Source organism: Enterobacter sp. RHBSTW-00318 (assembly GCF_014101375.1).
Classification (GTDB): domain Bacteria; phylum Pseudomonadota; class Gammaproteobacteria; order Enterobacterales; family Enterobacteriaceae; genus Enterobacter; species Enterobacter ludwigii.
Map to the genome: position 1 here is coordinate 4,760,052 of NZ_JABXQH010000001.1, position 24,259 is coordinate 4,784,310.

Annotated in this window: 32 protein-coding genes; 30 read left to right on the forward strand and 2 right to left on the reverse strand. The window is 53.4% G+C overall.

Annotated elements, in window-relative coordinates; translation table 11 throughout:
- Positions 1-65: 65 nt before the first annotated feature.
- Entirely contained in the window at positions 66-182 is a 117-nt protein-coding gene (locus HV157_RS26350) for a hypothetical protein (RefSeq protein WP_249420801.1), read from the forward strand.
- Positions 179-568, forward strand: a complete 390-nt coding sequence (locus HV157_RS23450; protein WP_032665720.1) for an antiterminator Q family protein — start codon at positions 179-181, stop codon at positions 566-568. Before HV157_RS26350 ends, HV157_RS23450 begins: the two co-directional genes overlap by 4 nt.
- 29 nt (positions 569-597) lie before the next feature.
- Here HV157_RS23450 and HV157_RS23455 read toward each other — a convergent pair whose 3' ends face one another.
- On the reverse strand, positions 598-957 hold the full coding sequence (locus tag HV157_RS23455; RefSeq protein WP_025759393.1) for an Arc family DNA-binding protein: 360 nt from the start codon (positions 955-957) through the stop codon (positions 598-600).
- 99 nt (positions 958-1,056) lie between these two features.
- On the opposite strand from HV157_RS23455, the gene HV157_RS23460 reads away from it, so the two are divergent.
- From HV157_RS23460 to HV157_RS23480, 5 genes are all read left to right on the forward strand, one after another.
- Positions 1,057-1,218 carry a hypothetical protein gene (locus tag HV157_RS23460; protein ID WP_162876077.1) on the forward strand — a complete coding sequence of 54 codons (162 nt, stop codon included), beginning with the start codon at positions 1,057-1,059 and terminating at the stop codon, positions 1,216-1,218.
- Positions 1,219-1,325: 107 nt separating this feature from the next.
- Positions 1,326-2,264, forward strand: coding sequence for a phage antirepressor N-terminal domain-containing protein (locus tag HV157_RS23465; RefSeq protein WP_182269145.1), 939 nt, complete (start codon positions 1,326-1,328; stop codon positions 2,262-2,264).
- A gap of 309 nt (positions 2,265-2,573) precedes the next feature.
- Positions 2,574-2,915: a phage holin, lambda family gene (locus tag HV157_RS23470; protein WP_172703114.1), complete on the forward strand. Its 342-nt coding sequence runs from the start codon at positions 2,574-2,576 to the stop codon at positions 2,913-2,915.
- Positions 2,899-3,342 carry a lysozyme gene (locus tag HV157_RS23475; RefSeq protein ID WP_182268283.1) on the forward strand — a complete coding sequence of 148 codons (444 nt, stop codon included), beginning with the start codon at positions 2,899-2,901 and terminating at the stop codon, positions 3,340-3,342. Before HV157_RS23470 ends, HV157_RS23475 begins: the two co-directional genes overlap by 17 nt.
- A gap of 32 nt (positions 3,343-3,374) precedes the next feature.
- Positions 3,375-3,815 carry a lysis protein gene (locus HV157_RS23480; protein WP_182268651.1) on the forward strand — a complete coding sequence of 147 codons (441 nt, stop codon included), beginning with the start codon at positions 3,375-3,377 and terminating at the stop codon, positions 3,813-3,815.
- Positions 3,816-3,873: 58 nt separating this feature from the next.
- On the opposite strand, the gene HV157_RS23485 is transcribed toward HV157_RS23480, so the two are convergent.
- Positions 3,874-4,994, reverse strand: a protein-coding gene (locus tag HV157_RS23485; RefSeq protein ID WP_180245966.1) for an IS3-like element ISSen4 family transposase whose coding sequence is annotated in 2 segments (ribosomal slippage) — positions 3,874-4,736 and positions 4,736-4,994 — 1,122 coding nt in all. Because the reading frame shifts where the segments join, the coding sequence is not laid out codon by codon here.
- A gap of 119 nt (positions 4,995-5,113) precedes the next feature.
- On the opposite strand from HV157_RS23485, the gene HV157_RS26355 reads away from it, so the two are divergent.
- The 23 genes from HV157_RS26355 (at position 5,114) to HV157_RS23600 (ending at position 24,241) form a co-directional block, all read left to right on the forward strand.
- On the forward strand, positions 5,114-5,458 hold the full coding sequence (locus tag HV157_RS26355; RefSeq protein ID WP_249420777.1) for a hypothetical protein: 345 nt from the start codon (positions 5,114-5,116) through the stop codon (positions 5,456-5,458).
- A 57-nt stretch (positions 5,459-5,515) separates the two neighbouring features.
- Entirely contained in the window at positions 5,516-5,734 is a 219-nt protein-coding gene (locus HV157_RS23495; protein ID WP_182268285.1) for a hypothetical protein, read from the forward strand.
- 3 nt (positions 5,735-5,737) lie between these two features.
- Entirely contained in the window at positions 5,738-6,340 is a 603-nt protein-coding gene (locus HV157_RS23500; protein ID WP_029392972.1) for a hypothetical protein, read from the forward strand.
- The gene (locus HV157_RS23505) at positions 6,340-7,812 is read left to right on the forward strand and encodes a terminase (RefSeq protein ID WP_182268286.1); all 1,473 of its coding nucleotides are present in this window, start codon (positions 6,340-6,342) and stop codon (positions 7,810-7,812) included. The genes HV157_RS23500 and HV157_RS23505 overlap by 1 nt, the downstream gene beginning before the upstream one ends.
- A 12-nt stretch (positions 7,813-7,824) precedes the next feature.
- Complete coding sequence (locus tag HV157_RS23510; RefSeq protein WP_182268287.1) at positions 7,825-9,294, forward strand: phage portal protein; 1,470 nt, start codon at positions 7,825-7,827, stop codon at positions 9,292-9,294.
- Positions 9,221-10,222, forward strand: a complete 1,002-nt coding sequence (locus HV157_RS23515) for a phage minor head protein (RefSeq protein ID WP_182268288.1) — start codon at positions 9,221-9,223, stop codon at positions 10,220-10,222. The genes HV157_RS23510 and HV157_RS23515 overlap by 74 nt, the downstream gene beginning before the upstream one ends.
- Positions 10,223-10,271: 49 nt before the next feature.
- The gene (locus HV157_RS23520; RefSeq protein WP_182268289.1) at positions 10,272-10,475 is read left to right on the forward strand and encodes a hypothetical protein; all 204 of its coding nucleotides are present in this window, start codon (positions 10,272-10,274) and stop codon (positions 10,473-10,475) included.
- 71 nt (positions 10,476-10,546) lie between these two features.
- Complete coding sequence (locus HV157_RS23525; RefSeq protein ID WP_182268290.1) at positions 10,547-11,917, forward strand: DUF2213 domain-containing protein; 1,371 nt, start codon at positions 10,547-10,549, stop codon at positions 11,915-11,917.
- On the forward strand, positions 11,917-12,378 hold the full coding sequence (locus tag HV157_RS23530) for a hypothetical protein (RefSeq protein WP_182268291.1): 462 nt from the start codon (positions 11,917-11,919) through the stop codon (positions 12,376-12,378). The genes HV157_RS23525 and HV157_RS23530 overlap by 1 nt, the downstream gene beginning before the upstream one ends.
- Positions 12,375-13,430 carry a major capsid protein gene (locus tag HV157_RS23535; protein ID WP_025913417.1) on the forward strand — a complete coding sequence of 352 codons (1,056 nt, stop codon included), beginning with the start codon at positions 12,375-12,377 and terminating at the stop codon, positions 13,428-13,430. The genes HV157_RS23530 and HV157_RS23535 overlap by 4 nt, the downstream gene beginning before the upstream one ends.
- A gap of 32 nt (positions 13,431-13,462) precedes the next feature.
- The gene (locus HV157_RS23540) at positions 13,463-13,750 is read left to right on the forward strand and encodes a hypothetical protein (protein WP_182378584.1); all 288 of its coding nucleotides are present in this window, start codon (positions 13,463-13,465) and stop codon (positions 13,748-13,750) included.
- A 2-nt stretch (positions 13,751-13,752) separates the two neighbouring features.
- Positions 13,753-14,133, forward strand: a complete 381-nt coding sequence (locus HV157_RS23545) for a hypothetical protein (RefSeq protein WP_182268293.1) — start codon at positions 13,753-13,755, stop codon at positions 14,131-14,133.
- A complete protein-coding gene (locus tag HV157_RS23550; RefSeq protein WP_057060243.1) occupies positions 14,133-14,306 on the forward strand; it encodes a hypothetical protein in 174 nt (57 codons plus the stop codon). Before HV157_RS23545 ends, HV157_RS23550 begins: the two co-directional genes overlap by 1 nt.
- On the forward strand, positions 14,306-14,662 hold the full coding sequence (locus HV157_RS23555) for a hypothetical protein (RefSeq protein WP_182269011.1): 357 nt from the start codon (positions 14,306-14,308) through the stop codon (positions 14,660-14,662). The genes HV157_RS23550 and HV157_RS23555 overlap by 1 nt, the downstream gene beginning before the upstream one ends.
- Before the next feature lie 2 nt (positions 14,663-14,664).
- Entirely contained in the window at positions 14,665-15,033 is a 369-nt protein-coding gene (locus HV157_RS23560) for an HK97 gp10 family phage protein (protein WP_182269012.1), read from the forward strand.
- The gene (locus HV157_RS23565) at positions 15,030-15,413 is read left to right on the forward strand and encodes a hypothetical protein (protein WP_182269013.1); all 384 of its coding nucleotides are present in this window, start codon (positions 15,030-15,032) and stop codon (positions 15,411-15,413) included. Before HV157_RS23560 ends, HV157_RS23565 begins: the two co-directional genes overlap by 4 nt.
- 62 nt (positions 15,414-15,475) lie before the next feature.
- The gene (locus HV157_RS23570) at positions 15,476-16,219 is read left to right on the forward strand and encodes an Ig-like domain-containing protein (RefSeq protein ID WP_058677217.1); all 744 of its coding nucleotides are present in this window, start codon (positions 15,476-15,478) and stop codon (positions 16,217-16,219) included.
- A 57-nt stretch (positions 16,220-16,276) separates the two neighbouring features.
- The gene (locus tag HV157_RS23575) at positions 16,277-16,951 is read left to right on the forward strand and encodes a DUF6246 family protein (RefSeq protein WP_182269014.1); all 675 of its coding nucleotides are present in this window, start codon (positions 16,277-16,279) and stop codon (positions 16,949-16,951) included.
- An 18-nt stretch (positions 16,952-16,969) separates the two neighbouring features.
- Positions 16,970-20,419, forward strand: coding sequence for a tape measure protein (locus HV157_RS23580; RefSeq protein ID WP_182269015.1), 3,450 nt, complete (start codon positions 16,970-16,972; stop codon positions 20,417-20,419).
- Positions 20,420-20,421: 2 nt separating this feature from the next.
- A complete protein-coding gene (locus HV157_RS23585; RefSeq protein ID WP_182268299.1) occupies positions 20,422-20,916 on the forward strand; it encodes a hypothetical protein in 495 nt (164 codons plus the stop codon).
- The gene (locus HV157_RS23590; protein ID WP_044865745.1) at positions 20,916-21,386 is read left to right on the forward strand and encodes a hypothetical protein; all 471 of its coding nucleotides are present in this window, start codon (positions 20,916-20,918) and stop codon (positions 21,384-21,386) included. Before HV157_RS23585 ends, HV157_RS23590 begins: the two co-directional genes overlap by 1 nt.
- The gene (locus tag HV157_RS23595) at positions 21,379-21,816 is read left to right on the forward strand and encodes an NlpC/P60 family protein (RefSeq protein WP_182268300.1); all 438 of its coding nucleotides are present in this window, start codon (positions 21,379-21,381) and stop codon (positions 21,814-21,816) included. The genes HV157_RS23590 and HV157_RS23595 overlap by 8 nt, the downstream gene beginning before the upstream one ends.
- Complete coding sequence (locus tag HV157_RS23600; RefSeq protein ID WP_182268301.1) at positions 21,758-24,241, forward strand: host specificity factor TipJ family phage tail protein; 2,484 nt, start codon at positions 21,758-21,760, stop codon at positions 24,239-24,241. Before HV157_RS23595 ends, HV157_RS23600 begins: the two co-directional genes overlap by 59 nt.
- The last annotated feature ends 18 nt before the right edge of the window (positions 24,242-24,259 follow it).

A 24,259-nucleotide genomic window follows, 5' to 3' on the forward strand; every position in this document is an offset into this window, starting at 1 on the left:
CAGAGCGATAAATAAGGGCCGGCGTTTTTCCGAAAAGTATCGGCTGCTGAAGAGGATTAGCTGACATGCGCCTCTCCGAGTTTCAGAAATACCAGGCCGAAAGCGTCATGCGCGCCAAGATGCCGCCAGTAGCAAAGCACAGCCAGACCAAAACCAATCAGCCACAGAAGGAAGCCGCATGAGAAACATTCAGCAAGTTTTAGAGCGTTGGGGGGCTTGGGCTGCCGATAACAGCGAGGATGTTTACTGGCCGCCGATTGCAGCAGGTTTCTCTGGACTCATACCATCGAAGGTGCGCACTCGCCTCCAGTGCTGTGATGAAGACGGTCTGATTATCTCAAACCTGATGGCAGGACTAAGGTCAAAGCATCCTGTGGCTCACGACCTGCTTTTTGATTACTACGTATTCGGCAAAACATTCATGCAACTGGCGAATGCGCATCATTGCTCTGACGGGCATATAGGCAAAAAGCTATCAAATGCAGAAGGGATCGTTGATGGCCTTCTTATGGCGCTGGAAATCAGGCTGGAAATGGACAGAGAGGTAAGGATTTTTCCGGCAGCATGAGCAGATTGCCCACTCAGGTGGGCTTTTTGTTATTTATGGTCCAAATATCCCATGCGGCGACCAAGTATCTCAGCAAGCCGCCTCGCGTGCTCTTCTCCCTCGCGAAGAATGTCTGCCGTGAACGGATCCTTTTTCGCAAGGTCACTTAGGAACTGCTCTTTCTCTTCTACTGTCGATGCGGCATTAAAAGCGGCTTGAGTTGAGTCGAAATCAACAAGGTCGCTTTCAGAAACAGCCTTATCGGTATCCAGCGTTTCTTGAAGTATCTGCACAATTTCAGAGTTCATCGACCTGCCATTGCGCTTGGCCCGCTCAGCTATAGCGTCACGCATCCCATCCGGGAAGCGTAGGTTGAACTTGTCGTAATCTTTTACTTGTTTTTCGGCCATTGCAAATCCCTCAAAAAAACAATGGTGCCATATTGCCATATCATTTCAATGGTGGCATTATGGCCTTGTGGTGTCATTATGGCCCCTAAGGAGATAAGAGTGGAAAAGAGTGAAGTAAAGACGACCCTGCGTTATCCGCAGAAGTTGAAAGAGGAGTTTAAACGCATAGCCGATGAGGAGGGGCTTTCAGAAAATGCAGCCTTGGTCCAAGGATTGGTTTGGTGGCTAAAGTACAGAGAGAAAATGCAACATGCGCTGTAAAAACAGCGAAGCCCCAATGGCTGCAACCATTGAGGCTTCGATATCAACAAATCTGATTGGGAAATATTGACATGACAAGTTTAGCAATTGCAGATCGCACAATCAACGTGCCTTTCTATGGTAATTCTCTTTTCGTTGTTGAGCATAACGGGGAGGCGTATACGCCGATGAAACCGATTGTTGAGGGTATGGGTATTACTTGGCAATCGCAACTGGAGAAGATTAAAAATCGCTTTTCCAAAGGTGTAACGGAAATCGTTATACCTTCCGCTGGTGGTTCACAATCAATGACTTGCTTAGCTCTGCGTAAACTGAACGGATGGCTTCAAACCATCAGTCCAAACAAAGTGAAACCTGAAATTCGTGACCGGGTCATCCAGTACCAGGAAGAATGCGACGACGTTCTCTACGAATACTGGACGAAGGGCGAGGTTAAAAATCCGCGCAAAGCCAAAAAGGCGCTCCCCGGCAAAATCACTGCCGAACAGCAGGAAGCAATTAAGCAGTTGGTAATGACTCGCGGTAAAGCCTTGCCGAAAGAATGCCAGGCCAAAGCGATGATCACAATGTGGTCATCCCTTAAATCCCACTTTGGTTGCAGCTACAAGGAAATCAGCGACGACCAGTTTACTGAGGCGCTTTCTATTGCGGCGCGAGTGCCGCTGGAAGGGGATTTCATCGGAAAGCAGGAGTCGCTTCCTGCACCGAAGCTTGACGTTAACCTGCCCATCCAGTGGTGGATCGACAATAATCCACTGGTACGCAGCGGTAATCTGTCGTTCGGAAATTCAAAGTGCGCTCCAGCCCTGGATGTAACTATGCCAATGTTGTGTGGAGACAATTCGACATCATCAGCAATTCGCCTGATTAATATTCTTGAGGCGGCGGGATTTGATGTATCTGCACCCAAGGCTGAAATCGTAGCGATGCGAAGCCATCTGGCTAATGTTGAATATGGAATGAAGGCCATTGCTGACGCTTGCCGTCGGGCGGGGAATAAAACCATCTCCTTCCGTGGTGCTAAAGCTGAGTTCGTAATCAACTAAATGCTTTACGTACGTAAAAACATGAATATCATGGTAAGAGTGGTCACTTCGACACGAACTTAAGAATTCAAGCCCGAGGTTAATGCCTTGGGCTTTTTTATTTGCGGTACGCCGCACACAGAACCCACTACCTGGGACCCTTCGGCCAGAGAGCCGACATTGCCTTACCCTCATCTTCCCGGCCTGTCGCCGGGTTTTTTATTTCAGGCTCCGGGAACCATCCTCGACATGCCTTCTTGTTAAATCGTCCCGAGGGCCTGACCCCTTTTAAACACACAGCCCCCGCTTTTAAGCCGGAGGTTAGAGACTATGAAAATGCATAACGATCCCCACTCCTGGACGGAGTTTATCGAACTACTCCACAGTTGGTGGCGTGGCGAAACGCCGATGGGTGCCGTCTTGCTATCGGTTGCCATGGCCGCATTACGAATCGCTTACGGCGGTGGCGGATGGAAGAAAATGCTACTTGAGGGGGCAATCTGCGGGGCTCTGACCCTTACTGCTGTGTCGGCTCTTGATTACTTCAACCTTCCGCAGTCCCTGTCGATTGCTATAGGTGGCGCACTCGGTTTTGTTGGCGTAGAGCAGGTGAAGGTTATGGCTGCACGGGTGTTTAATTCTCGCTTTGGAGGCGGTGATGCAAACCAGTGATAAAGGCATTGCCCTGATCAAGCAGTTCGAAGGCTGCAAGCTCACCGCCTACCAGGATAGCGTCGGCGTCTGGACGATCGGCTATGGCTGGACTCAGCCTGTCGACGGGAAACCAATCCGCGCCGGGATGACGATTAAGCAGGAAACGGCAGAGCGTCTGCTGAAGACCGGGCTGGTCAGCTACGAAAGTGACGTGTCCCGCCTGGTCAAAGTTGGAATGACTCAGGGGCAATTTGACGCCCTGGTGTCGTTCACGTACAACCTCGGCGCCCGGTCACTGTCGACATCTACTCTCCTGCGAAAACTCAACGCCGGAGATTACGCTGGCGCTGCCGATGAGTTCCTGCACTGGAATAAAGCTGGTGGCAAAGTCCTGAATGGGCTGACCCGTCGGCGTGAGGCGGAGCGCGCTCTGTTCCTGTCGTGATTGGCGCGCTGGTAAAACGTTACTGGCTGCAGTTGCTGGTGTTGGCGTTAATCTTCGTGCTGGCGTTCTTCGTGAACCACTACCGCGACAACGCTATCACCTACAAAGACCAGCGCGATAAGGCCATTGAGAAGCTCAGCCTAGCGAACGCCACCATCAAAGACATGCAAACCCGGCAGCGTGACGTTGCTGCACTGGATGCCAAATACACGAAGGAATTAGACGATGCTAAAGCTGAAAATGATGCTCTTCAGCGCAAGCTTGATAATGGTGGCCGGGTGCTCGTCAAAGGAAAGTGTCCAGTGCCAGCCTCAACAGAAACCGCCAGCACCACCGGCTTGGGCAATGATGCCACCGTCGAACTCTCTCCAGTTGCTGGACGAAACGTTCTCGGTATCCGTTCCGGAATCATCAGCGACCAAGCATCACTGAAGATGCTGCAGGAATACATCAACACACAGTGCCTGAAATGATGGACAACCCGCACTAAGAATAGAAGAGCTGACCTGCCCCCACGATTAGATACAACACTCAGTTAGTAACGCCGGAATCTTCATTCTCAGAATGACCCTTTCTCCAGCCCGCTGCAAATTCAGACGGTGTCTGATAATTCAGCGTGGAGTGCGGGCGGCATTCGTTATAATCCTGCCGCCAGTCATTAATAATTTTCCTGGCATGAACGATATCGCTGAACCAGTGCTCATTCAAACATTCATCGCGAAATCGTCCGTTAAAGCTCTCAATAAATCCGTTCTGCGTTGGCTTGCCCGGCTGGATTAAGCGCAACTCAACACCATGCTCAAAGGCCCATTGATCCAGTGCACGGCAAGTGAACTCCGGCCCCTGGTCAGTTCTTATCGTCGCCGGATAGCCTCGAAACAGTGCAATGCTGTCCAGAATACGCGTGACCTGAACGCCTGAAATCCCAAAGGCAACAGTGACCGTCAGGCATTCCTTTGTGAAATCATCGACGCAGGTAAGACACTTGATCCTGCGACCGGTGGAAAGTGCGTCCATGACGAAATCCATCGACCAGGTCAGATTGGGCGCCGCCGGACGGAGCAGCGGCAGACGTTCTGTTGCCAGCCCTTTACGACGTCTTCTGCGTTTTACGCCCAGGCCACTGAGGTGATAAAGCCGGTACACGCGCTTATGATTAACATGAAGCCCTTCACGGCGCAGCAACTGCCAAATACGACGGTAGCCAAAACGCCTGCGCTCCAGTGCCAGCTCAGTGATGCGCCCTGATAAATGCGCATCAGCAGCCGGACGGTGAGCCTCATAGCGGCAGGTCGACAGGGATAAACCTGTAAGCCTGCAGGCACGACGTTGCGACAGACCGGTCGCATCACACATCAACATCACGGCTTCCCGCTTCTGGTCTGTCGTCAGTACTTTCGCCCAAGAGCCACCTGAAGCGCCTCTTTATCCAGCATGGCTTCGGCAAGCAGCTTCTTGAGTCTGGTGTTCTCTTCCTCAAGCGACTTCAGGCGCTTAACTTCAGGCACCTCCATACCGCCATACTTCTTACGCCAGGTGTAAAACGTGGCATCGGAAATGGCATGCTTGCGGCAGAGTTCACGGGCGGGTACCCCAGCTTCGGCTTCGCGGAGAATACTGATGATCTGTTCGTCGGAAAAACGCTTCTTCATGGGGATGTCCTCATGTGGCTTATGAAGACATTACTAACATCGGGGTGTACTAATCAACGGGGAGCAGGTCATGGAGAGTTCAGCTGCAATGGCTAACCCTTCACAGAGGGGCTTCGATAATGACAAGCAGAGGTATCACCATGCGCCTTACCGTACTTGACGACGATCCCGGCATCAAAATTAACCCTGGTCGTGAGCGAATCACTGTTTACCTTGATGATGTTGAGGTGAGTCGATGCTTAACCGCTGACGATGAGAAGGGTGAGGTCATCGTTATTGCCACAACCAATGATGGGCAACCACTCATTGAGGATGGCGAGTTGGTGCATAAAACCCTTCACGGAAAAGTAAGGATTGAAAGACATGGCGGCTACCTTGCAACTAGAAATCAAAACACGGTGGTGGGTGAAGCTTTATATCAGGACACTCACATTATTCTGCCTAACCACACGACAAGAACCTGATTACGACAAGGTCGCAGGCTTTATTGTTCGCCATGGCATCAGCAAGAAGGTGAAAACATGCCCGACATCTACCAAATCACGCTAACCACCCAAACAGGCGAAAGCTTCACGGGCAAGATGTCCCGCCGTCAGCCTGAGCTGGTTAATGGCTTTGTGCCGCTGGCGACCGAGACGGGCGAGTGGCTGTATTTTACACCTGGCGACGTGAAGCGCGTGCAGTTCACACCAGTACCGGCAGATCAACCAGAACAGCCAGCAGAACAAGCGACGGAGTAACGAATGAGCAAACCGGACTGGGAGGCCATCGAGACGGCGTACCGGGCCGGAGTGATGTCCCTCCGAGAGATAGCATCACAACACGGCATAAGCGAAGGCGCTATCCGTAAGCGTGCCAAGCGTGATGACTGGTCGCGTGACCTGAATGCGAAGGTGAAAGAACGTGCTGACGATCTGGTACGCAAAGCAGAGGTACGCAAACAGGTACGCAGTGAAGTCACTTTTAACGAACGCGTACTCATCGAGGCGACTGCTGAAGTAATCGCCAACGTCCGCATGGAGCATCGCGGCGACATTAAGCGCGCCCGGCAGATAACCAACGCTCTGTTTGATGAGCTGGGCGCAGAGTGCGCAGACGTGGCCGCACTGGAGAGGCTCGGAGAGTTGATGTTCGACCCTGACGACAAAGGCCAGGACAAACTCAATGAGATTTACCACAAGGTCATCAGCATGCCGGAGCGGGTTAAGTCAGTGAAGGCGCTGAGCGACGCGCTGAAGAACCTGATTGGGCTTGAGCGCCAGGCCTACGATATCGACGGGCCGGAAGGCGACAATTCTGTTAAGCAACTCTCTGACCTGATGGATTCACTGTCTCAGGGGGCGTAATGAAACCTGAGCACATCAAGCTGCTGGCAGATAAAGACTGGCGGCTGAACAATCTTTACTGGATCACCGACAAAGAGGGAAAGCCAACGCGTTTCAGGATGACGCCTGAACAGCGGGAATACTTCGAGGGGATCCACACCCGCAACATTATCCTGAAGGCTCGTCAGCTAGGCTTCACGACCGAGGTGTGCATCATACAGCTCGACGCGGCTCTGTTCGAGTCGGCGAAGTGCGCGTTAATTGCTCACACGCTGAATGACGCAAAACGCCTGTTCCGCGAAAAGGTGAAATACGCATATGACAAGCTGCCGGCAGAGATAAAGGCTGCCAACCCGGCCAGCAATGACTCTTCCGGAGAGCTCGTCTTTAAGAAGGGCGGCTCACTTTACGTCAGCACGTCATTCCGTGGCGGTACGCTGCGTTACCTGCACGTTTCCGAGTTCGGGAAGATATGCGCCAAGTATCCTGACAAAGCCCGTGAGATCGTCACTGGTGCGTTTGAGGCGGTATCGACCGGATGCTTCGCTACTATCGAAAGCACGGCTGAGGGTCGGGCAGGTTACTTCTTCGATTACTGCCAGACGGCAGAGAAAGCGTTGCTGCAGGGGAAGCCTTTATCCGCGCTGGACTGGAAGTTTTTCTTCTTCTCCTGGTGGAAGAACCCACAGTACGCAATCGACCCGGTCGAAGCACTGCCGGTGCGCCTGCTGGAATACTTCGCTGAGATGGAAGCGAAGCATGGCGTTGTCGTAAACGAACGGCAGAAGGCCTGGTATTACGCCAAAGAAAAGACACTCGGCGATGACATGAAGCGCGAATACCCGACCATTCCGGCCGAGGCGTTCCAGCAGTCGGTCGAGGGCGCGTACTACGCCAAGCAGTTCCGCTGGCTCTACACCAACAAGCGGATCGGCCAAATTCCGGATAACTCACACCTGCCGGTGCACACGTTCTGGGATATCGGTGTGGGTGACTCCACGGCGATATGGTTCGTTCGTGAGGTCGGCGAAGAGTTCCACATCATCGACTACTACGAAAACTCCGGCGAGGGGCTGAGGCACTACATGAAGGTGCTGAAAGACCGCGGCTATGAGTACGGCGAACACTGGGGGCCGCACGACATCGAAAACCGCGAGTTCGCAGCTGATGCGAAGTCACGCAAAGAGCTGGCGCGCGAAGGGTACGAAATCGACGGTCAGATGTACTCACTGAATTTCAAAGTGGTGCCGAAAGCTGGCATCGATACCGGCATTGAGTCGGCGCGTGAAATCCTCCCGAAATGCGTATTCGATGAGGAGAAATGCTCGGAAGGTATCTCTCACCTTGAGGGCTACCGGAAGGAGTGGGACGACAAGCGCGGATGCTGGAAAGACAAACCTCTCCATGACGCCACTTCGCATGGTGCCGATAGTTTCCGTTACTTCGCTGTGACGAAGAACAACCGCAAGCAGGTTGGCACAGTATTCTTCTAAGGAGCATCGCCAGTGAGCGAACAAGATAACGGCCTTCAACTGGCTGTGAACAACCTCGCCACTGAAATGAGGCGAGCAAATTACCTGAATGCCATCGGCATCGGTGGCGGGAACACGAAGCGACCGACGCTTTACCAGGAATTTGGCTACCCGCGCACGATCACCTTCAACGACTTCTACAACATGTACCGCCGCAACGCCGCTGGCTTCGCTGTGGTGCATCGCCTGCTGGATGGTTGCTGGCAAGACTATCCGGTCATTGTTGACGGTGATGAAGCTCAGGAGGCGAAGAATACAAACGCCTGGGAAAAGAAAGTCACCAAGTTCATGAAGAAGCTGTGGCCGAAGGTGAAGGATGCCGATCGCCGCAATATGGTCGGGCGCTACTCAGCGCTTCTGCTGCAGGTCAAAGACAATCGGAACTGGGATCAGGAAGTCGACACTGCTTTAGTAAAACGACTCGGCGAGTCAGCGCTGGTAAAACTTATCCCTGTGTGGGAGCCGCAGTTAACCGTCGCTGAATGGGATAACGACCGTCAGTCAGAAACGTTCGGCCAGCCGAAGATGTTCAACTTCAACGAGCAGCCGGTTGGTGATGAGCCTTTTGTCGGTCCGATGCGCGGAGAACCGGTACATCCGAGCCGCGTTATCCTGTTCTGCGAAGGATCTGAAGACGACAACGTTCTGTCCGGCATCCCGCTGCTGGAGGCTGGTTTCAACAAAGGCCTCGATATCGAGAAGATTTCCGGCGGTGGCGCCGAGGGCTTCCTGAAAAACGCCAGCCGTCAGATCGCCGTCGAGTTCAGCAAAGAAACGGACATGGCGACACTGGCAGACCAGGCCAAGAAGGCTGGGTATGCCGATCTCGGCGAAGCTATGGGCGACAAGGTCAACAAGCTTAACCGCGGTACCGATGCGGCCGCCGTAATGCAGGCCGGGCAGATGCACGTTCTCAGCGTCACACCCGGCGACCCAGGGCCAACCTGGGAAGTCACAGCCAACGAACTGGCCGCATCCGTTCAGATCCCGTTCACCATCCTGTTTGGTCAGCAGACCGGGCGACTGGCGAGCGACGAGGATAAAACGGACTGGGCTATACGCCGCAACACACGCCGTAATGGTTTCCTGACTGACCGCATCACAGCGCTGCTGGAACGCTTCTGGACGCTTGGGATTATCGACCCACCGACTAAAGGCGAGGTCACCATCTCCTGGAGCGACCTGCTGGCGCCCGGCGAGAAAGAGAAGATCGAGAACGCTTCGAAACTGGCCGATATCGTGCAGAAAACATCTGGCTTCTATGGTGGCGAACCGCCATTCACTGCCAATGAGTTGCGCGAGATTGTTGGGCTCGACCCGCTTCCTGAGCCAAAAGAACCACCGAAACCGGACGAGAAGGTGACTACCGATGATCCACTGGCCGATGACACCAGAACAGACGGCAAAGGTGGGGCTGCCGATAGTTCCGCGCAGCAAGGTTGACCCGACACGCTCTGCAAAGCAGGTTTCCGCGATGTTCCGGGATATCGAGGAGCGGTATCTCGGCATCAAGCGCGCGCTAAAAGCACTGTTTGACCAGCGGCTGACCGGGCGAGAGCGTGAGGTAAATAGCCATAACTGGCACTTCCTGTGCCACGACCACGGCGAGGATATGCGGCTCTACCAGGTCAACGCCGGCAGGTTCATCTACGACATGTCGGCGCAGGAACTGGCTGACCTGCTGGAGGCAGTGCAGGGAATTCTCGACGATTACCTGCTTGATGGTGGCGAGCAAAACCTCTGGACCATGGATTTCGTCGTCGCAGAGGCGCAGCGCGGCACGCTGGAGGCATTCAACAACCTCTCGCAGCAGTCGCAGATGTACGCCAGCCAGACAACGCTACAGCAGCTTTTAAGTAGCCCAGGTTATCTGAACCAGATATCGGCGGCCAGGCTGACAACGTTCAATGACTGGAAGGTCATCAGCGATACCGCCCGAGGTGATCTGACCAATATCATTACCGATGCGGTCGCGCGTGGGGCGAATCCACGCGAGACGGCCAGCGTCATCAGCAAGCGCCTCGATGTGTCGATGTCGAAGGCGAAGACCATAGCGCAGACCGAGCAGGTAGGCGCGATGCGGCAGGCGCAATGGAATGAAACTGACTGGGCTGCTGACCGGCTGGGGCTGAACACCGGCTTGCTTTGGCTCTCAGCGCTAAAACCAACAACGCGCACCTGGCACGCCAGCCGTCACGGCAAGGTCTACACCACCGAAGAGGTGCGGGACTTCTACGCCGAGAACGGCAACCGGTACAACTGCTATTGCAGCCAGATTCCGGTGCTTCTCAACGACGACGGCAGCATATTCAACGAAGGGCTGGCGGATAAGTTGGCGAAAGAGCGAAAAATCTGGAATAAGACTCAATGATTATGAAAAACAGCCGATAAGGTATAGGGACATTTTCAAGGAGAATACTATGGAAAAATATATCGTAACTTATCGCGCTTTTGGAAATAACAACGTTCAATTGGGAGAAGGGCATACAGCTGTTGAGTATGCGGAAGGAAGTTTTACTGCGGTAGGTTTTTTGAAAGATGTTGAAGACGAGGCGCTAACTGATGCCCAGAGTCGCCATCAAAACGCAATCAGAATTATCATTAACTCTGTATTTAAGCTCTAGCCCATATAGTTGAACTAAACCCTCCTCCGGAGGGTTTTTTATTGCCTGAAATCCACCAATGAGGACGCAACGTGAAGCTATCCAGCATCCACGTTAAATCCCTCGCCATCAACGCCTCCAACATCTCAACGACCACCATCAACGGCCAGGAGCACTACGTCATTCGTGGTGCGGTCCCGATCGTCGATGACATCGTGATGAATGGCGGCCTGTATCCGGCGGAGGAGATTAACAACAGTTACCAGACGATGGAGCGCAAGTTAATGCCGATCGGCCACCCGATGGTGAACGGCAAATACGTCAGCGCCAACGACCCGCAGGCTGTCAACGATTACTACGCCGGGGCATGGGCTCAGAACGTCAGCAAGGCAAACGACAAAGTCGTGATGGACGTTTACGTCAATAAGGCTGTAGCAGACACCAAGCCTGACGGGAAGCGCCTTATTCAGCGCCTGGACGACATGATTTCCGGCAATAACGCCGACCCGATTCATGTCTCTACCGGTCTGCTGCTGAACAAAGAGCAAAAGGCAGGTGAGTCGAAGCAGAAGAAATACTCCTGGGTCGCTCACAACATGCAGTTCGACCACATCGCGATCCTGCTCGACGAGCCAGGCGCCGGTACGCCGGATGAAGGTGTCGGCATGTTCGTCAACGCTGACGGGCAAGAGGCCGATGTTGAAGCGACGAGCCTCATCGATGCAGCCAACAGCATGAAAGACGGCTGGTGGAACAAGGTGAAGTTCTTCATTAGCAACGCTTCAGAGATGTCCTTCGACGACATCTACCAGGCGCTGCGCATGTCCATCAGGCAGGACGACAAAAAGTGGCGCTACGTCGTCAGTGTCTGGCCTGACCATTTCGTTTACGAAGAGGATGTCGAAAACGCCAAGCCGAAGCTCTTCGACCAGAAGTACCTCATCTCTGACAAAGTCGTAACGCTTGTCGGCGATCCAGTAGAAGTCGTGCGCAAACCAACTGAGTACGAAGTCAAAACCAACGGAGAAACAAACCCGATGAAAGAGAAGATGATCGCCGCGCTCAATGCCGCAGGCGTTAAAACCGAAGGGCTGACCGACGATCAGGTCTGGGATGCCTACAACCAGCAGATGCAGAAGAAAGATGGCGGCGGCGACCCGGGCAAGGCTCAGATCAACTCTGATGTGATTACTGCTGCTGTTAATGCTGCGCTCACCCCGCTGAACGAAAAGCTGAGCAAGCTGGAAACTCAGCTGCAGGCGAACGCTGAGAGCGAGCTGAAAACCAAACGTGACGCTGTTAAAGCGAAATTCTCGTTCATGACCGAAGCAGCGGTTAACTCCCTGTCCGGTGACGCGTTGAACGACTTGTACTCACAGTGCCAGACCAGCACCGGTCTGAACCCTGCATTCCAGGGGAATGGCGCTCAGAGTGAAATCCTTAACATGGAGGCACCTGAATAATGGCTCTCGCACCTCGTTTCCATACGGTAATCGCGGGCACGGCCCGTAAGAATGACCCACAGGTCATTGAAGCAATCATGGCGGCGGCCGTGAAACCCGGCTCACTGGTGATGCTCGACAGCACGGGGAAACTGGCAGTTCACAATGTCGCTGGCGGTGCAGGCGTTGCCCTGGCTCTTCAGCACAACTACATCGGCGGTGGTGACATTCGCGACTCGGTTCCTGCAGGTGATACCGGCGCGGCCATCATGTGCGAAGACGATGTGGATTACCACATGCTGGTCAAAGCAGGCGAAGCGTTGCTGGAAAACGAAGGTCTGGTTTCTGCCGGTGACGGCACGCTGGCCAAGTCGACCACACCAGCCACCGACCAGGTCCTCTTTTATTCACGCGAAAAAATCACCGTTGGCGCAGAAGCTCAGCTCGTGAAAGTTCGCAAATCAGGGAAAGCAACCGCATGAGCATGATCGTATTCAACAAAAAGCTGGTTACTGAATATAACCAGGTAAAGCAGGCGTGGAATCAGCTGCTGATGCAGCGTGAGTCCTTCAACATCAACCAGAACACTATTTCCGCCCAGTATGGCGGCGCACTGGAAGTTAACCAGGCTGCGCTGATCTCCAAAGACTACTGGCGTGAAGTGGACAACATCACTACCCGAGTCTTCCGTAATGACGAAGGCAACGGCCTGCTGGATGATCTGCTCGGTCTCGGTACGCCGATCTCTATCGGCAAGACAGCGGCGCTTTACCGCGTCTCCAGTGACGCGGGCAAGGTTCATCGCACACTGACGGGCCACGTTCCGGAAGAACTGGATAAAGTCATCTACGACGAAGCTGGTGACCCAATCCCGATCTTCAATACCGGCTACAGCCGTGAATGGCGTGAGTGGAACGGCATGCAGTCAGAAAACCTTGACGCAATGGCCGATGACCAGGAAGCGCACGTTGCAGCCATCCGCGAGGATATGGCCGACTACATGCTGTCTGGTGACGCGAAAGTGAAGGTGAAGGGGTATGTCGGCGCAGGCATCACCAACCACGCCAACACCAACCAGGTGGATCTGAGTGCGTCCGGTCTGAATATCGACCTGACCACCGCCACCCCTGACGAGATGGTCGCATTCTTCACCGGCCCGTTCGCTAAGCTCCTGGACGATAACTACGTGCAGGAGAAGGTGAAGGTGTGGGTGTCGCCTGACATCATGCGCAACATGAGCAAACCATATTCCTCCGCTGCCGGCTTCAAAGAAGGCACCGTGCTGGAGTACATCCTGCGCTACGGCCGTATCGAGTCTGTTAACCAGACCTTTAAGCTGACGGGTAACCACTTCATCGCGTACGTGCGCAATTCGCAGTACATCAAGACGCGTATTGCCGCGCCGGTGGGCACCTTCATGATCCCGCGCCAGAATCCGTTCGACAACTACAACACTCTGGTCTGGAGTGCTGTCGGTCTGCAGATTAAGCGCGATTTCAACGGTCGCTCTAAAGTGTTCAACGCACAGGGTTAAGGGGCTTCGGCCCCTTTTCTTCAGGAGAGAGCATGAAAAAGTTAAAAGTCGAGAAGACTGGCTGCTGGGGAACGATTAACGGCGTATTCCAGCAACTGCCTTTGGGTCATGAGTTCGTTGCGGTTGATGTGCCACCTGCTTTCGCTGGCCGCGTCTCGGTCGTTGGCGAAGTTGAAGAGCAGGAACTTGAAGTTGCCACTCCTGGTGCTGACGATAAACCTGCAGAGCAGGCAGAGCAGGCAGAGCAGGCAGAGCAGGCAGAGCAGGCAGAGCAGGCAGAGCAGGCAGACAACACCGCTAAATCGAAAAAGGCGAAATAACCATGGCAACCCCGCTTACGCCAGAAGAAATTAAAGGCTTCCTCGCTGAGTTGGGGTACGCCATACCTGATACCTTGCTTACGCCGATCCTCTGCGTGGTGAACAAGATTATCCCGTGCCTCAATGGCGCCGGGTATGACGAGTGCACCGCGAAGCTGATCCTGATGTATGCCGCCGCGCTTATGGCTACGTCGTCCGGGGCTCGCCGCATCAAATCTCAGGGTGCGCCGTCTGGGGCGTCCCGTTCGTTTGAATATGGCGACGACAGCATAACCTGGTTGCGCGACTCTCTGGCCCGTCTCGATACCAGCGGATGCACCGGCGAGTTGCCGATCAGTGCCGGTAATAGCGTCGGCCTGTTCATGGTGGTCGGAGGCTGCTGATGACGTACAAATCAGTTAAGCACGGCCTCCCGCGCTCATTCGTCCGCGTCTGGGTGATGACCGACACCGGGCGGGAGACTACCGGCTACGTGAAATCGGATGGCGAGTGGTTCATCAACTGCCCGCGCATCCGGGCGACCGGCGCGAAGGTGCTGCGCTGGAAGGAGGGCTGATGTCGTCTACTGCTTCATGGTCATACAACAAGCCATGCACGATATGGCGCAAGGGAGCGGGCGGTAATGACGAGTGGGGCGATCCTGTCGACCCATACGAACCGCCTGAAACCATCATGTGCGACTACATCGGCGGCCTGTCTGCAAAGCTCGGCTCCATCGGTAAAGAGGTTGTCGTAAAAAACACCTTCTTTACTGCGTATGCGTTAGCTGATGAGGGCGATTACATCCTGATAGGTGTTAGCGCTGATCCGGATCCGGTCGTAGCAGGTGCTGATGAGGTTCGTCACGTGACGCGCTGGAACGACACTCTCGACGGTCTGGAAGATGACTGGGCGATAATTACGGGAGTGTAGCCATGGGCATCAAAGTGCGCGGCGTTAAGCAGTCGAAAGCCGGGCTCAACCGCATCATTAATGACGTCAAAGGGCGAAAGGTCGTCAGGGCGTTACAGTCAGCCATGATCATGGGTAGCTCTCAGGCTGCGTTATACACTCCTATCGACACTTCAACGCTAATCAACAGTCAGTACAGGGAAATAGTCATCAATGGCTCGCTGGTAACCGGCAGAGTTGGATATTCTGCCAATTATGCGATGTTGGTACATGATCCAAACGTTAAGCAGAACTTCCGACGTCCTACTGCGCAGAAAGAATTCCTGTCTAAGGGTTTTGAAGACACCAGAGGTCAGATCGACGCCTTGGTTAAAAAGGAGTTATCTGTATGAACCCTCCTATGTACGAGCGGGTAAAAAACCTTTTCCAAGATGCAGGGCTAACCACCGGTCGCATTGTTCAGTTGCTTTTTTTTGAAGACACTAAGAAGGCAACTGACGCATTTATCGTATTTGCGCCAAATAACGGCACACCAATCAGAAGCGATCTCGGTTCCGATCATTACGTAATGGTTAACGTCATCGGTCCAAAAGATAAGAGAGCTGCTACGGCTCAGGCTGCGCAGTCTATTGTCGATTACATTCAGGCTAATCCAATGGCTGATGAATGCGTTGGGTACATACAGAACATGGCAGGCATACCGCCGCCAGTACTGACAGAGGAAGGGCGGATCGTCTTTCGTCTGCAATTTTCCTGCACTTACGGCGAATAGCCATTCAAAACAAATAACCCGCTCAGGCGGGTTTTTCTTTTTAAGTCAAAGAGGAGTTTCACATGGCTAATTGCCAGAACTCGAACGAACGCCTGTTCGGTGGAGCGGTTGTGCTTGAGGTCGCCGATGGCTGCCCGGACGTCAAGCCACTTGAATCTGAGTGGAAGGCGCTGGCTGCTGGTACGTCGAAAGGCTTCGACTTCAACCCTAACACGGTTACCTCTGATGCGGATGACGGCGGCGGCTATGTCGAGACCATCATCACCAACAGTGATCTCACCTTCAGTTTTGAAGGTGAGGTGCGCAAAAAAGATAAGCTGGATCAGTACGGTGTCGGCAAGTTCATCAAGTATTTCTCAGGTGAGTTGAAGGCAAAGCGTCAGACAGGTATCTGGGTGCGAATGGCATATGGCCCCGTAGAATTTATCGGCTACATGAACATCACCGCGCTGAGCTCTGACGGCGGTACCAACGACATCGTCACGTTCTCTACCGAGTTCAAAGTCGGTGATGCGAGCACCATCGAAGTGAACGAGATCAGCGAGGTCGCAGTGACTGGAGTGACGGTAACACCGACAACCAGCACCGGCACGGCAGGCGGTACCAGCACCTTCACGGTTAACGTCGCACCAACCGGCGCAACCAACAAAGATTTCACTGTAGCGACTACCGATGCGACTAAAGCAACGGCCACCGCCTCCGGCAACACCGTTACCGTGACGCGTGTTGCCACCGGCAGCGCACAGATCATCATCAACACCGAAGACGGCAACTTTGTGGCCGTGCATACGGTTACCGTTACCTAACGGACATTCCAAAGGGCGGCGTGCTGCCCTTGATAATGACCGTTTACTGGAAGGCCTATGACCGCTTTAACCGATATTGGCGAACTCTCTATCAGCGACAGCCGCGAAGGCGGGAAAGATTACCTGCTGCGACCTTCATTTGAGGCCATGACCAGGATCGGCACTCCGGAAGAGATTGTGCAGGCGTACGCCACCATCCACGGCAATGATGTCACTCAGCTGATTGAGGTTTGCGCTGGCACGCTGGGACGCTTTCCTGAATGGCTGGCTCCATCATTCAACCGCGCTGCTGAGAAGCTGTTATCAACTAGCATGCTGGTGCTGCAGGCATGCTGCGAGGAAGACCTGACGCCAATGATTGGCGAGTGGAAGGGTTGGCGACACTGCGTTGTATATCGACCCGGCCAGATGCCTAAAAACGACATCATCGTACTGGCTCAGCACCTTATGCAGCACGGCGTCGTCGGCAAAGCTAAGATCCGCCAGTTGCAGCGCCATGAGACCGGCGAGAGGACGAGCGAGTTTAGGGCGCTGGATTACATCGTTGCCGCACAGACTCATTTCAGGATGAGCGAGGAAGAGGCGGCAAGGCTGACAATGACAAAATTCCAGATGCTGCTGGCGGCGAAATACCCTGACCAGAAAGGCTTCACTCGCGAAGAGTACGAAACCATTGCTGATCAGTACCTGGCTAAACAGGCGGCACGCAGAGCCAAAAGAAACAGCGAATAATATTGCCGGGAGAGTGTAATGGCTGAGAACGTCGGGAACATCTATTACGAAATTGACATGGATGTGCGCGGCATGCTCAGCGCGCAGCAGCAGGTTAACAGGCGTCTTGATTCTCTGGAGAGTGGGTTTGACAGCACGACTCGCGCTGTAGCCGGAACAGAGAGTTCAATGTCTGGTTTGTCGAAAGTCGCGCTTGCACTGGCTACTGCATTATCTGCTCAGCAGATCGGTGAATACGCTGACGCATGGGCTAACGTCAGTAACAAACTGGCGAACTCACTTCGGCCAAATGAGCAATTAATTGACGTCACTGAGCGCGTTTTTAACATCACGCAACAGACGCGAAGCAGTCTTGAAGCTACAGCGTCACTTTATTCACGCCTTGAGAGAGCAACCAGGCAGTACGGAACAAGCGCTGATGACCTTGCAAGACTGACTACCATCATCAATCAGGGTTTCGTTGTATCTGGTGCCAGCGCTCAGGAAGCTGAAAACGCAATTATTCAGTTGTCACAGGGGCTGGCATCCGGAGCACTACGTGGTGATGAATTCAACTCGGTGAATGAGAACGGTAACCGCCTTATGGTGGCACTGGCTGATTCAATGGGCGTGACAATAGGTCAGATGCGCCAGCTTGCCGCTGACGGAAAGCTGACTACAGAAGTCATCGTTAACGGTCTGCTTTCGCAGGGCGCAACTATCGGTGCAGAGTTTGCAAAGACAACTGCGACGATCAGTCAATCAATGCAAATTGCCGGTAACAACATCACCAAATTCTTCGGTGAGAATGCGACAGTCAAATCCGGCGTCGCGGTATTTAACGAAGCTATTATCACGGCAAGTGAAAATATCAGCCTGCTAAGCACTGTGTTAACCGGCGTTGCCGCCGTTATGGGTAGCCGCTTTGTTGGCGCATTAACCATGTCTGCGGCTGCACAGGTTCAGTCAACTTTTGCGGCACAGCGCCAGGCTTCGGCAAATAGCCAGGTGGCACAAACAGCTCTGGTGGCAGCTACTTCAGCGCAGCGCAAGGCACTTGCTGATAAAGAGGCAGCATTATCAGCCATGGCGCTTGCTCAGGCAGAGTACAACGTTGCCAGAGGTAGCGCTGCAGAGATGCTGGCAATGGATGCTCTGATCGCAGCGAAATCCCGCGCGACAGCCGCATCAATCACTCTGGCTCAGGCTGAAACAGCTCAGGCCGCAGCATCTGCTCGCGCAGCAACAGCTGCTCGTGCAGCGTCAGCTGCTATCGGACTTGCTCGCGGGGCGCTGGCGCTTATTGGAGGTCCGGCTGGAGCTGCAATGCTGGCCGCCGGTGCAATATTCTATTTCTGGCAGAAAGCGCAGCAAGCAAAAGAGGAGGCGATCGCCTTTGCTGACGGTCTGGATAAGCTAAATGCGTCAATGACGTCAATGAGTAACACCCAACTGCGCGGGACGATTGCAGATGCCAATAATTCTATACGAGCCCAGAAAGAGGCTGTAGCAGATCTGCAGAGTGAAGTTGACTCGCTGAGAGACAGGTATCAGAACTTTACCCCGGCAGCGCAGGAAGTTGCTGAATCTATGGGGCAAGGTGCGGATTTCGCCCGTCAGCAGGCTGAGGTGTCTGATGAGCTGGCTCGCAAGACGCGAGATCTTGAGGCCGCAAAGGATAAATTATCCCGGACAGAAGAAACCGCGTCAGAGGCGACACGCACGCTCACGAACAACATGCTTACGGCGATGGGAGTTCATGATCAACTCATCGAAAAATCCTGGTCTCTTGAGCAAGTTCAGGGTGCGGTAGCGAAAGCCTTTGGTGATACAGCTGATGAAATAAACCGGGCCAATCAGGCAGGGAAGAATTTTGATCCGAAAGCACTGCAAATTTCTCCGGCCACGAAAGAGGGCGATAAGCTTATCCTCAATCTTGAGGAGCAAAACGAACTTCTTAAAATTCAGGATGAGCGACAAAGAGCCGTTGTTAAAGCTCAAATGCAAGCCGCCAAGGTAACTGATAACAAGAATCAGATATCATCAGCTGGAAAGCTTGCTGGAGAAAACTACGACCTGCAAAAGGCCGAAGAAGCCAGAAAAAAAACACAGCGTGAAAGCGAACAGCAGGATAAACGTTCTGCAACATCCGCTGATTCTGTGGCTCAGAAACTGGCGAACCTGAAACAGCAAGCGGAACTGGCGGCGGGGTCAACTCAAGAACTCAGCAGAGAGCAGGCCATGCTTAATGCCGAGCAATCTCTTGGGAAAGGCGCGACTCAGGCCCAGATCGCAGAGGCCCGCCAGTATGCTGCAGCAAAATGGGATACGGCCAACGCTATCAAGGCAGAGTCTGCAGCTCAGAAGCTTCTTCCTGAGTCACGTGAGAACGCCACTTACAAGCAGGATGTTGAGGCTCTGAACACAGCTCTGGCCGCGAAGAAAATCAGCCAAGAGCAGTACAACGCTACGTCAGAACAACTTGAGCAGCAACATCAGGTTAATCTGGCGAAGATAAGGGCGCAGAAAATTGCAAATGTCACGCCCGTACAGGATGCGCAAGGAGGAATTGACTCAGTTCAGCAACTTGCCAATCAGCATGCAACCGAATTAGCCATGATTCAGCAATTCGAGTCTGATAAAGGAAAGCTAACACAGCGTGGGATAGAGCTTGCTAATGCAGCTAATACTCAATACGAACATCAACGGATAGCAGCGCAATGGGAAATATGGAAAAACCAAAATTCTGCGAATGAGTTATTGGCAGCCGGATTTGACTCTTTAGCTGGCAACGCTTCCAACGCTTTCACGGGGATCCTAACCGGAAGCATGTCTGCTCAGGAGGCCATGCAATCTCTCGCAAGCAACGCGCTGAATAGCCTCATCAATGGCTTTGTGCAGATGGGTGTAGAGTGGGTTAAATCAGCGATAACTGGCAGCACTGCCCAAATCGCTGCCACCACGGCCACAACCTCGGCAGCAGTAGCCGGTACAGCGACGACTACCGCGGCAAGCGTTTCCTCTGCTGCGGCCACGACCGCGGCGTGGACACCAGCTGCAATCGTCGCCTCCATCGGATCATTCGGTGGTGCTGCGGCCATTGGTATCGGTGCAGTTATTGCCGCCATGGCGATGGCTGGTGGTATCGCAGGTAAGCGTAAAAATGGCGGTCCTGTATCAGCAGGCTCTATGTACCAGGTAGGCGAGGGCGGCATGCCTGAAATCTACCAGGCCAGCAATGGCAGTCAGTACATGATCCCCGGAGACAACGGAAAGGTGATTAGCAATAAGGAGCTGACGAATGGGGGAGGTGGTGGTGTGGTAGTCAATATCAACAACTACACGTCGTCAAACGTAGATGCGCAGGCAACACCAGACGGAAATGGAGGGTGGACGGTGGATGCATTCGTTTATGACCTCGATAACGGCGGTCCTGCCAGTCAGGCCATACAGCGAAATCACCAGGCACCACGTAAGGCAAGGAGCTAACTATGCCAATTCCATATCCTGACTGGCTGCCCTTGGCGCAAAAAGGGAAGATACCCTCGACCGATACCGGTTTTCGGACGGACCAGCCGGCGGTCGGCGCGCCAATATTTCAGAAACTCACCGATGACCTGAAAACCACATTCTCTCTTACGTGGATTTTCACCCGGGATCAGCATCGGGCCTTCATGCAGTGGTTGCGGAGCCCGAACTACCTCGATAACTGCAATCAGTGGTTCACGATGCGCCTCGGGACAGGTACTGGTGACACAGGGATAGAGGTTCAGGAACTGCATTTCCTTTCCTGGCCGACATGGTCGCAGTCCGGATCCATTTTCACCTGGAGCGGTGATGTTGTCGCGCGAGAACTGGTTAACTCTGATGATGAGTATGACGACATTATTGTCGAGCTTCCGCCGCCGTGGGGTTCATGGCTCGATATTATCGTCACCGGTTATCCGGATGGACGCGATCCGGAAAGCCTTTCGAGGGTTCCGTAATGCCCACACTGAGAGAATTTCAAAGCCAGAGACCTAATCGGATACTGTACGAGACGATCACCTTCTACAACGAGACGTTTGGATATGTGCGTCTGGTGAACAACCAGATATTCCCAAAAACGTTAGGCGGCCAGGTGTTCACTCCATGCCGGATGGAGCTTACGGAGAGCCAGCAAAGCAATACGCCGGTACTCGACAGCACGGTTAAATTTAGCCGCCTGGCGCAGGACTTTAAGCAGAAGCTGAAACTCTGGAAGGCGCATTCGCGCATCACACCGATCTCTGCCACCTATCAACAATTTGACGCTGCAGACATGAGCACAGCCATCAAGTCATGGACGCTCTACGTCAATGACTGCTCGATGGATGACAAGGACGTCACATGCAGCCTCACGCGAATTAATCCGCTAAACCGGAACGTTGGCCGTCTGTACACCGTCGAAGAATACCCGGGGCTTCAGAATGCATAGAGACGAGTTTATTTCTCGAATTGAGGGCGTGCCATGGAGTAACCGGGCGTGCAGTTTCGACGCAGCAGACTGCTGGGGTCTGGTGGTGATGTATTACCGGCATGTTCTCGGTATCGAGGTACACCAGACTGCGGACTATGAATCCGGGCGCGACTTCATGACCTGCTATGACGCGGATGTCGTGTTCTGGCAGCGAAGCGAAACATTTTTCGATGAAGGGATCTTCGTGGCCTGGGTTGGCAGCCAGCCTGTGCATGTTGGCCTGATTGTTGACGGCCGGGCGCTGCACAGCCGCGGGGAATACGGGCACGTCAGATTTGACGCGATACGGACAATTCAGAAGCTATTCACCAGAGTGGAGTTTTACCAGTATGCCGGTAATCGAAATTCAGCGCGTCCCGGGGATGCCGAAGGACAGGGCGGAAGTTGAAGCAGGGACGGTGTTTTATGACTGGCTTGAGCAGGAAAGTTTTCACCGCGATATTCGCATCAACGTTAACGGCAAAGAGCTGGAGCCTGAAGAAGAACTGGGGTTTGTTCTTCAGAAAAATGACCGGGTAGTCATTTTTGACCAGCCTAAAAACGGCGGTCTGATTGGTACCATCCTGAACCCGCTCGAGCACCTCAACCCGATAAAATTTACTCAGAAAGTACTTTCCGGGCTGATGCCGAAAGCAAATGCGGGCGCTGCCGGCGGGAACAGTAAAACGTCGCCAAACAACAGTCTGAAAGGCCAGACCAACATTGCGCGTAATGGCGAAGCCAAGCCTGATAACTTCGGTCAGGTGCGTTCTTTCCCGGATCTGGCTCAGGAATCGCTGTTCGAATATATCAGCAACCTGAAATACATCACTGAACTGATGGTATTCGGGCTGGGTAAATACGACGTTACGTCTGTGCGTTTCTCAGAGTCAAATCTCGGTTCAATGGCAGGGGCCAGTTACACCATTTACCAGCCAGGTGACGTAATCCCGGTAGTGAATGAAGGCTACCATTTCGATGACGTTGACGGGCAGGAAGTGCCAGGGTTAAACGAGAGTGGCGATTTCCCGGTAGAAACGGCCACTGCAAACACTGTTATCAGCGGTGTCTATGCAGGGGGACAGATAGCGATGAAAATCGTGAAACAGGCAACCTTCGATTACTTTGCCGATCTGACTTTCCCGCACCCGGTGACATTCACCATTAATGTGACGTATCCAATCACTGGCGGTACCAGAACGGAAGACGTAACTCTTTCTGGCAGGCTGATACAGTTTCAGGAAACAAACGACGGAGCAGTGGTTAATCCGACCTATTACTACACCTTCACATTTGACCGTCTGAATGGCCCGGCTATCCCCATTCAGGATGCAACCATCAATACGACGAAGTTCATCCTGAATGATAACGCTGCGCTGATAGTGGGGCCGTTTTTCTCGCCGATTGCATCAAGCCAGTTGTGGCTTCACACGCAGTCCGGCCTCGGCGGTAATAGCGAAACAAATTGGAAGGTGACAATCTGGAAAGTCGACGACAGCAATAACCAGATCCCCGGAACCGAACAGGTGTTTACTTACCGTCAGACAACGCCTCATGACTACATGTCTGAGACGTTTAACCGGACGGACAAGCTTATTCCAACTGGCGGGTTTGGGCGCTATGCAATCACATTCCAGAGGACCGATAACAGCAGTGATGCCAGTAAGCTTCAGGTTGAAGAAATCCATGCGGTAAACGTGAGGACAAACGTCGTTCACGCTGAAGATTCGCTGGTAATGGTAAAGGTTCGGGCCACAGAAAATGCCACGAGCGGGCGCGACAGGAAATATAACGCGCTGATCACCCGCCATGTCATCAGCTACAACATGACGACGCAACAGGTCGACTATACGCTCAGACCATCGCGTAAATTCGCTGACATTGCGTTGTTTAACTGGCTGGTCGTCGGGCAGCAGCCGGAGTCGAGCATCGACATTTATGGCCTGTACCAGATACAGGCTGAAATCGACGCTATCGACCCGCGCCTCGGATACTTCGATTACACCTTTGATGATGAGGATGTGTCGCTCGGCTCGCGGATGGAGACCGTCTGTGACGCTGCCAGCGTGTCCGTTTATGACGATAACGGCGTGCTGTCATTCACACGAGACAGCAAGAAAACCTCTGCGGCCACGATATTCAACCGCTCAAACACAAAGCCAGACGGTTACTCGCTTTCTTACGACATGACGCTTCCAGGCGGCTATGACGGCGTTGAAGTGCAGTTCCGCAACCCGGACACCAATAAGCAGGACTTTGTCCGGTACCGGATATCGGGAAATTCCATCATTGAAGGATCGCCGACTAAGGCGAAAAAGTTCGAAATGCTGTACGTCAGAAACAGGTTTCAGGCGGACGAAAGGGCGCTGCGCGAGTGCAAGAGGCTGATCTTCTCCCGTATGACCATGGCCATCACAGCAATGGCTGACGGAGAATGGGTAAACATTGGCGATATGGTTCAGGTGCCGGATACATATGATACCAACCAGCAGGCCGGATACATCGTGTCACGGGTCGGCAATGACTTCGAGACGAGTGAGCGCATCAACTTCTCAGGAACCATGTTTGTACAGGTCACGGATACAACCGGCGCTACCACAGCCAGATATCCGGCATCTCCACGCACTGACACCGCGTTTGGCTTTACTGCTGCCATTCCAGACATTGACCTGAATCTGTTCGACGGCGTTGACGTCCAGTCTCCTTCCCGGTACGTCATTGCCACGTCACAGGAGCTTGATGCAGGGCAGTGGACAATAACAGCTAAGCAGCCAGACGGTAAGGGAAGCACAGCCTTAACCCTCGCTGAGTATAGCGACCTGATTTACCAATAAGACCTATCCCGACTAACC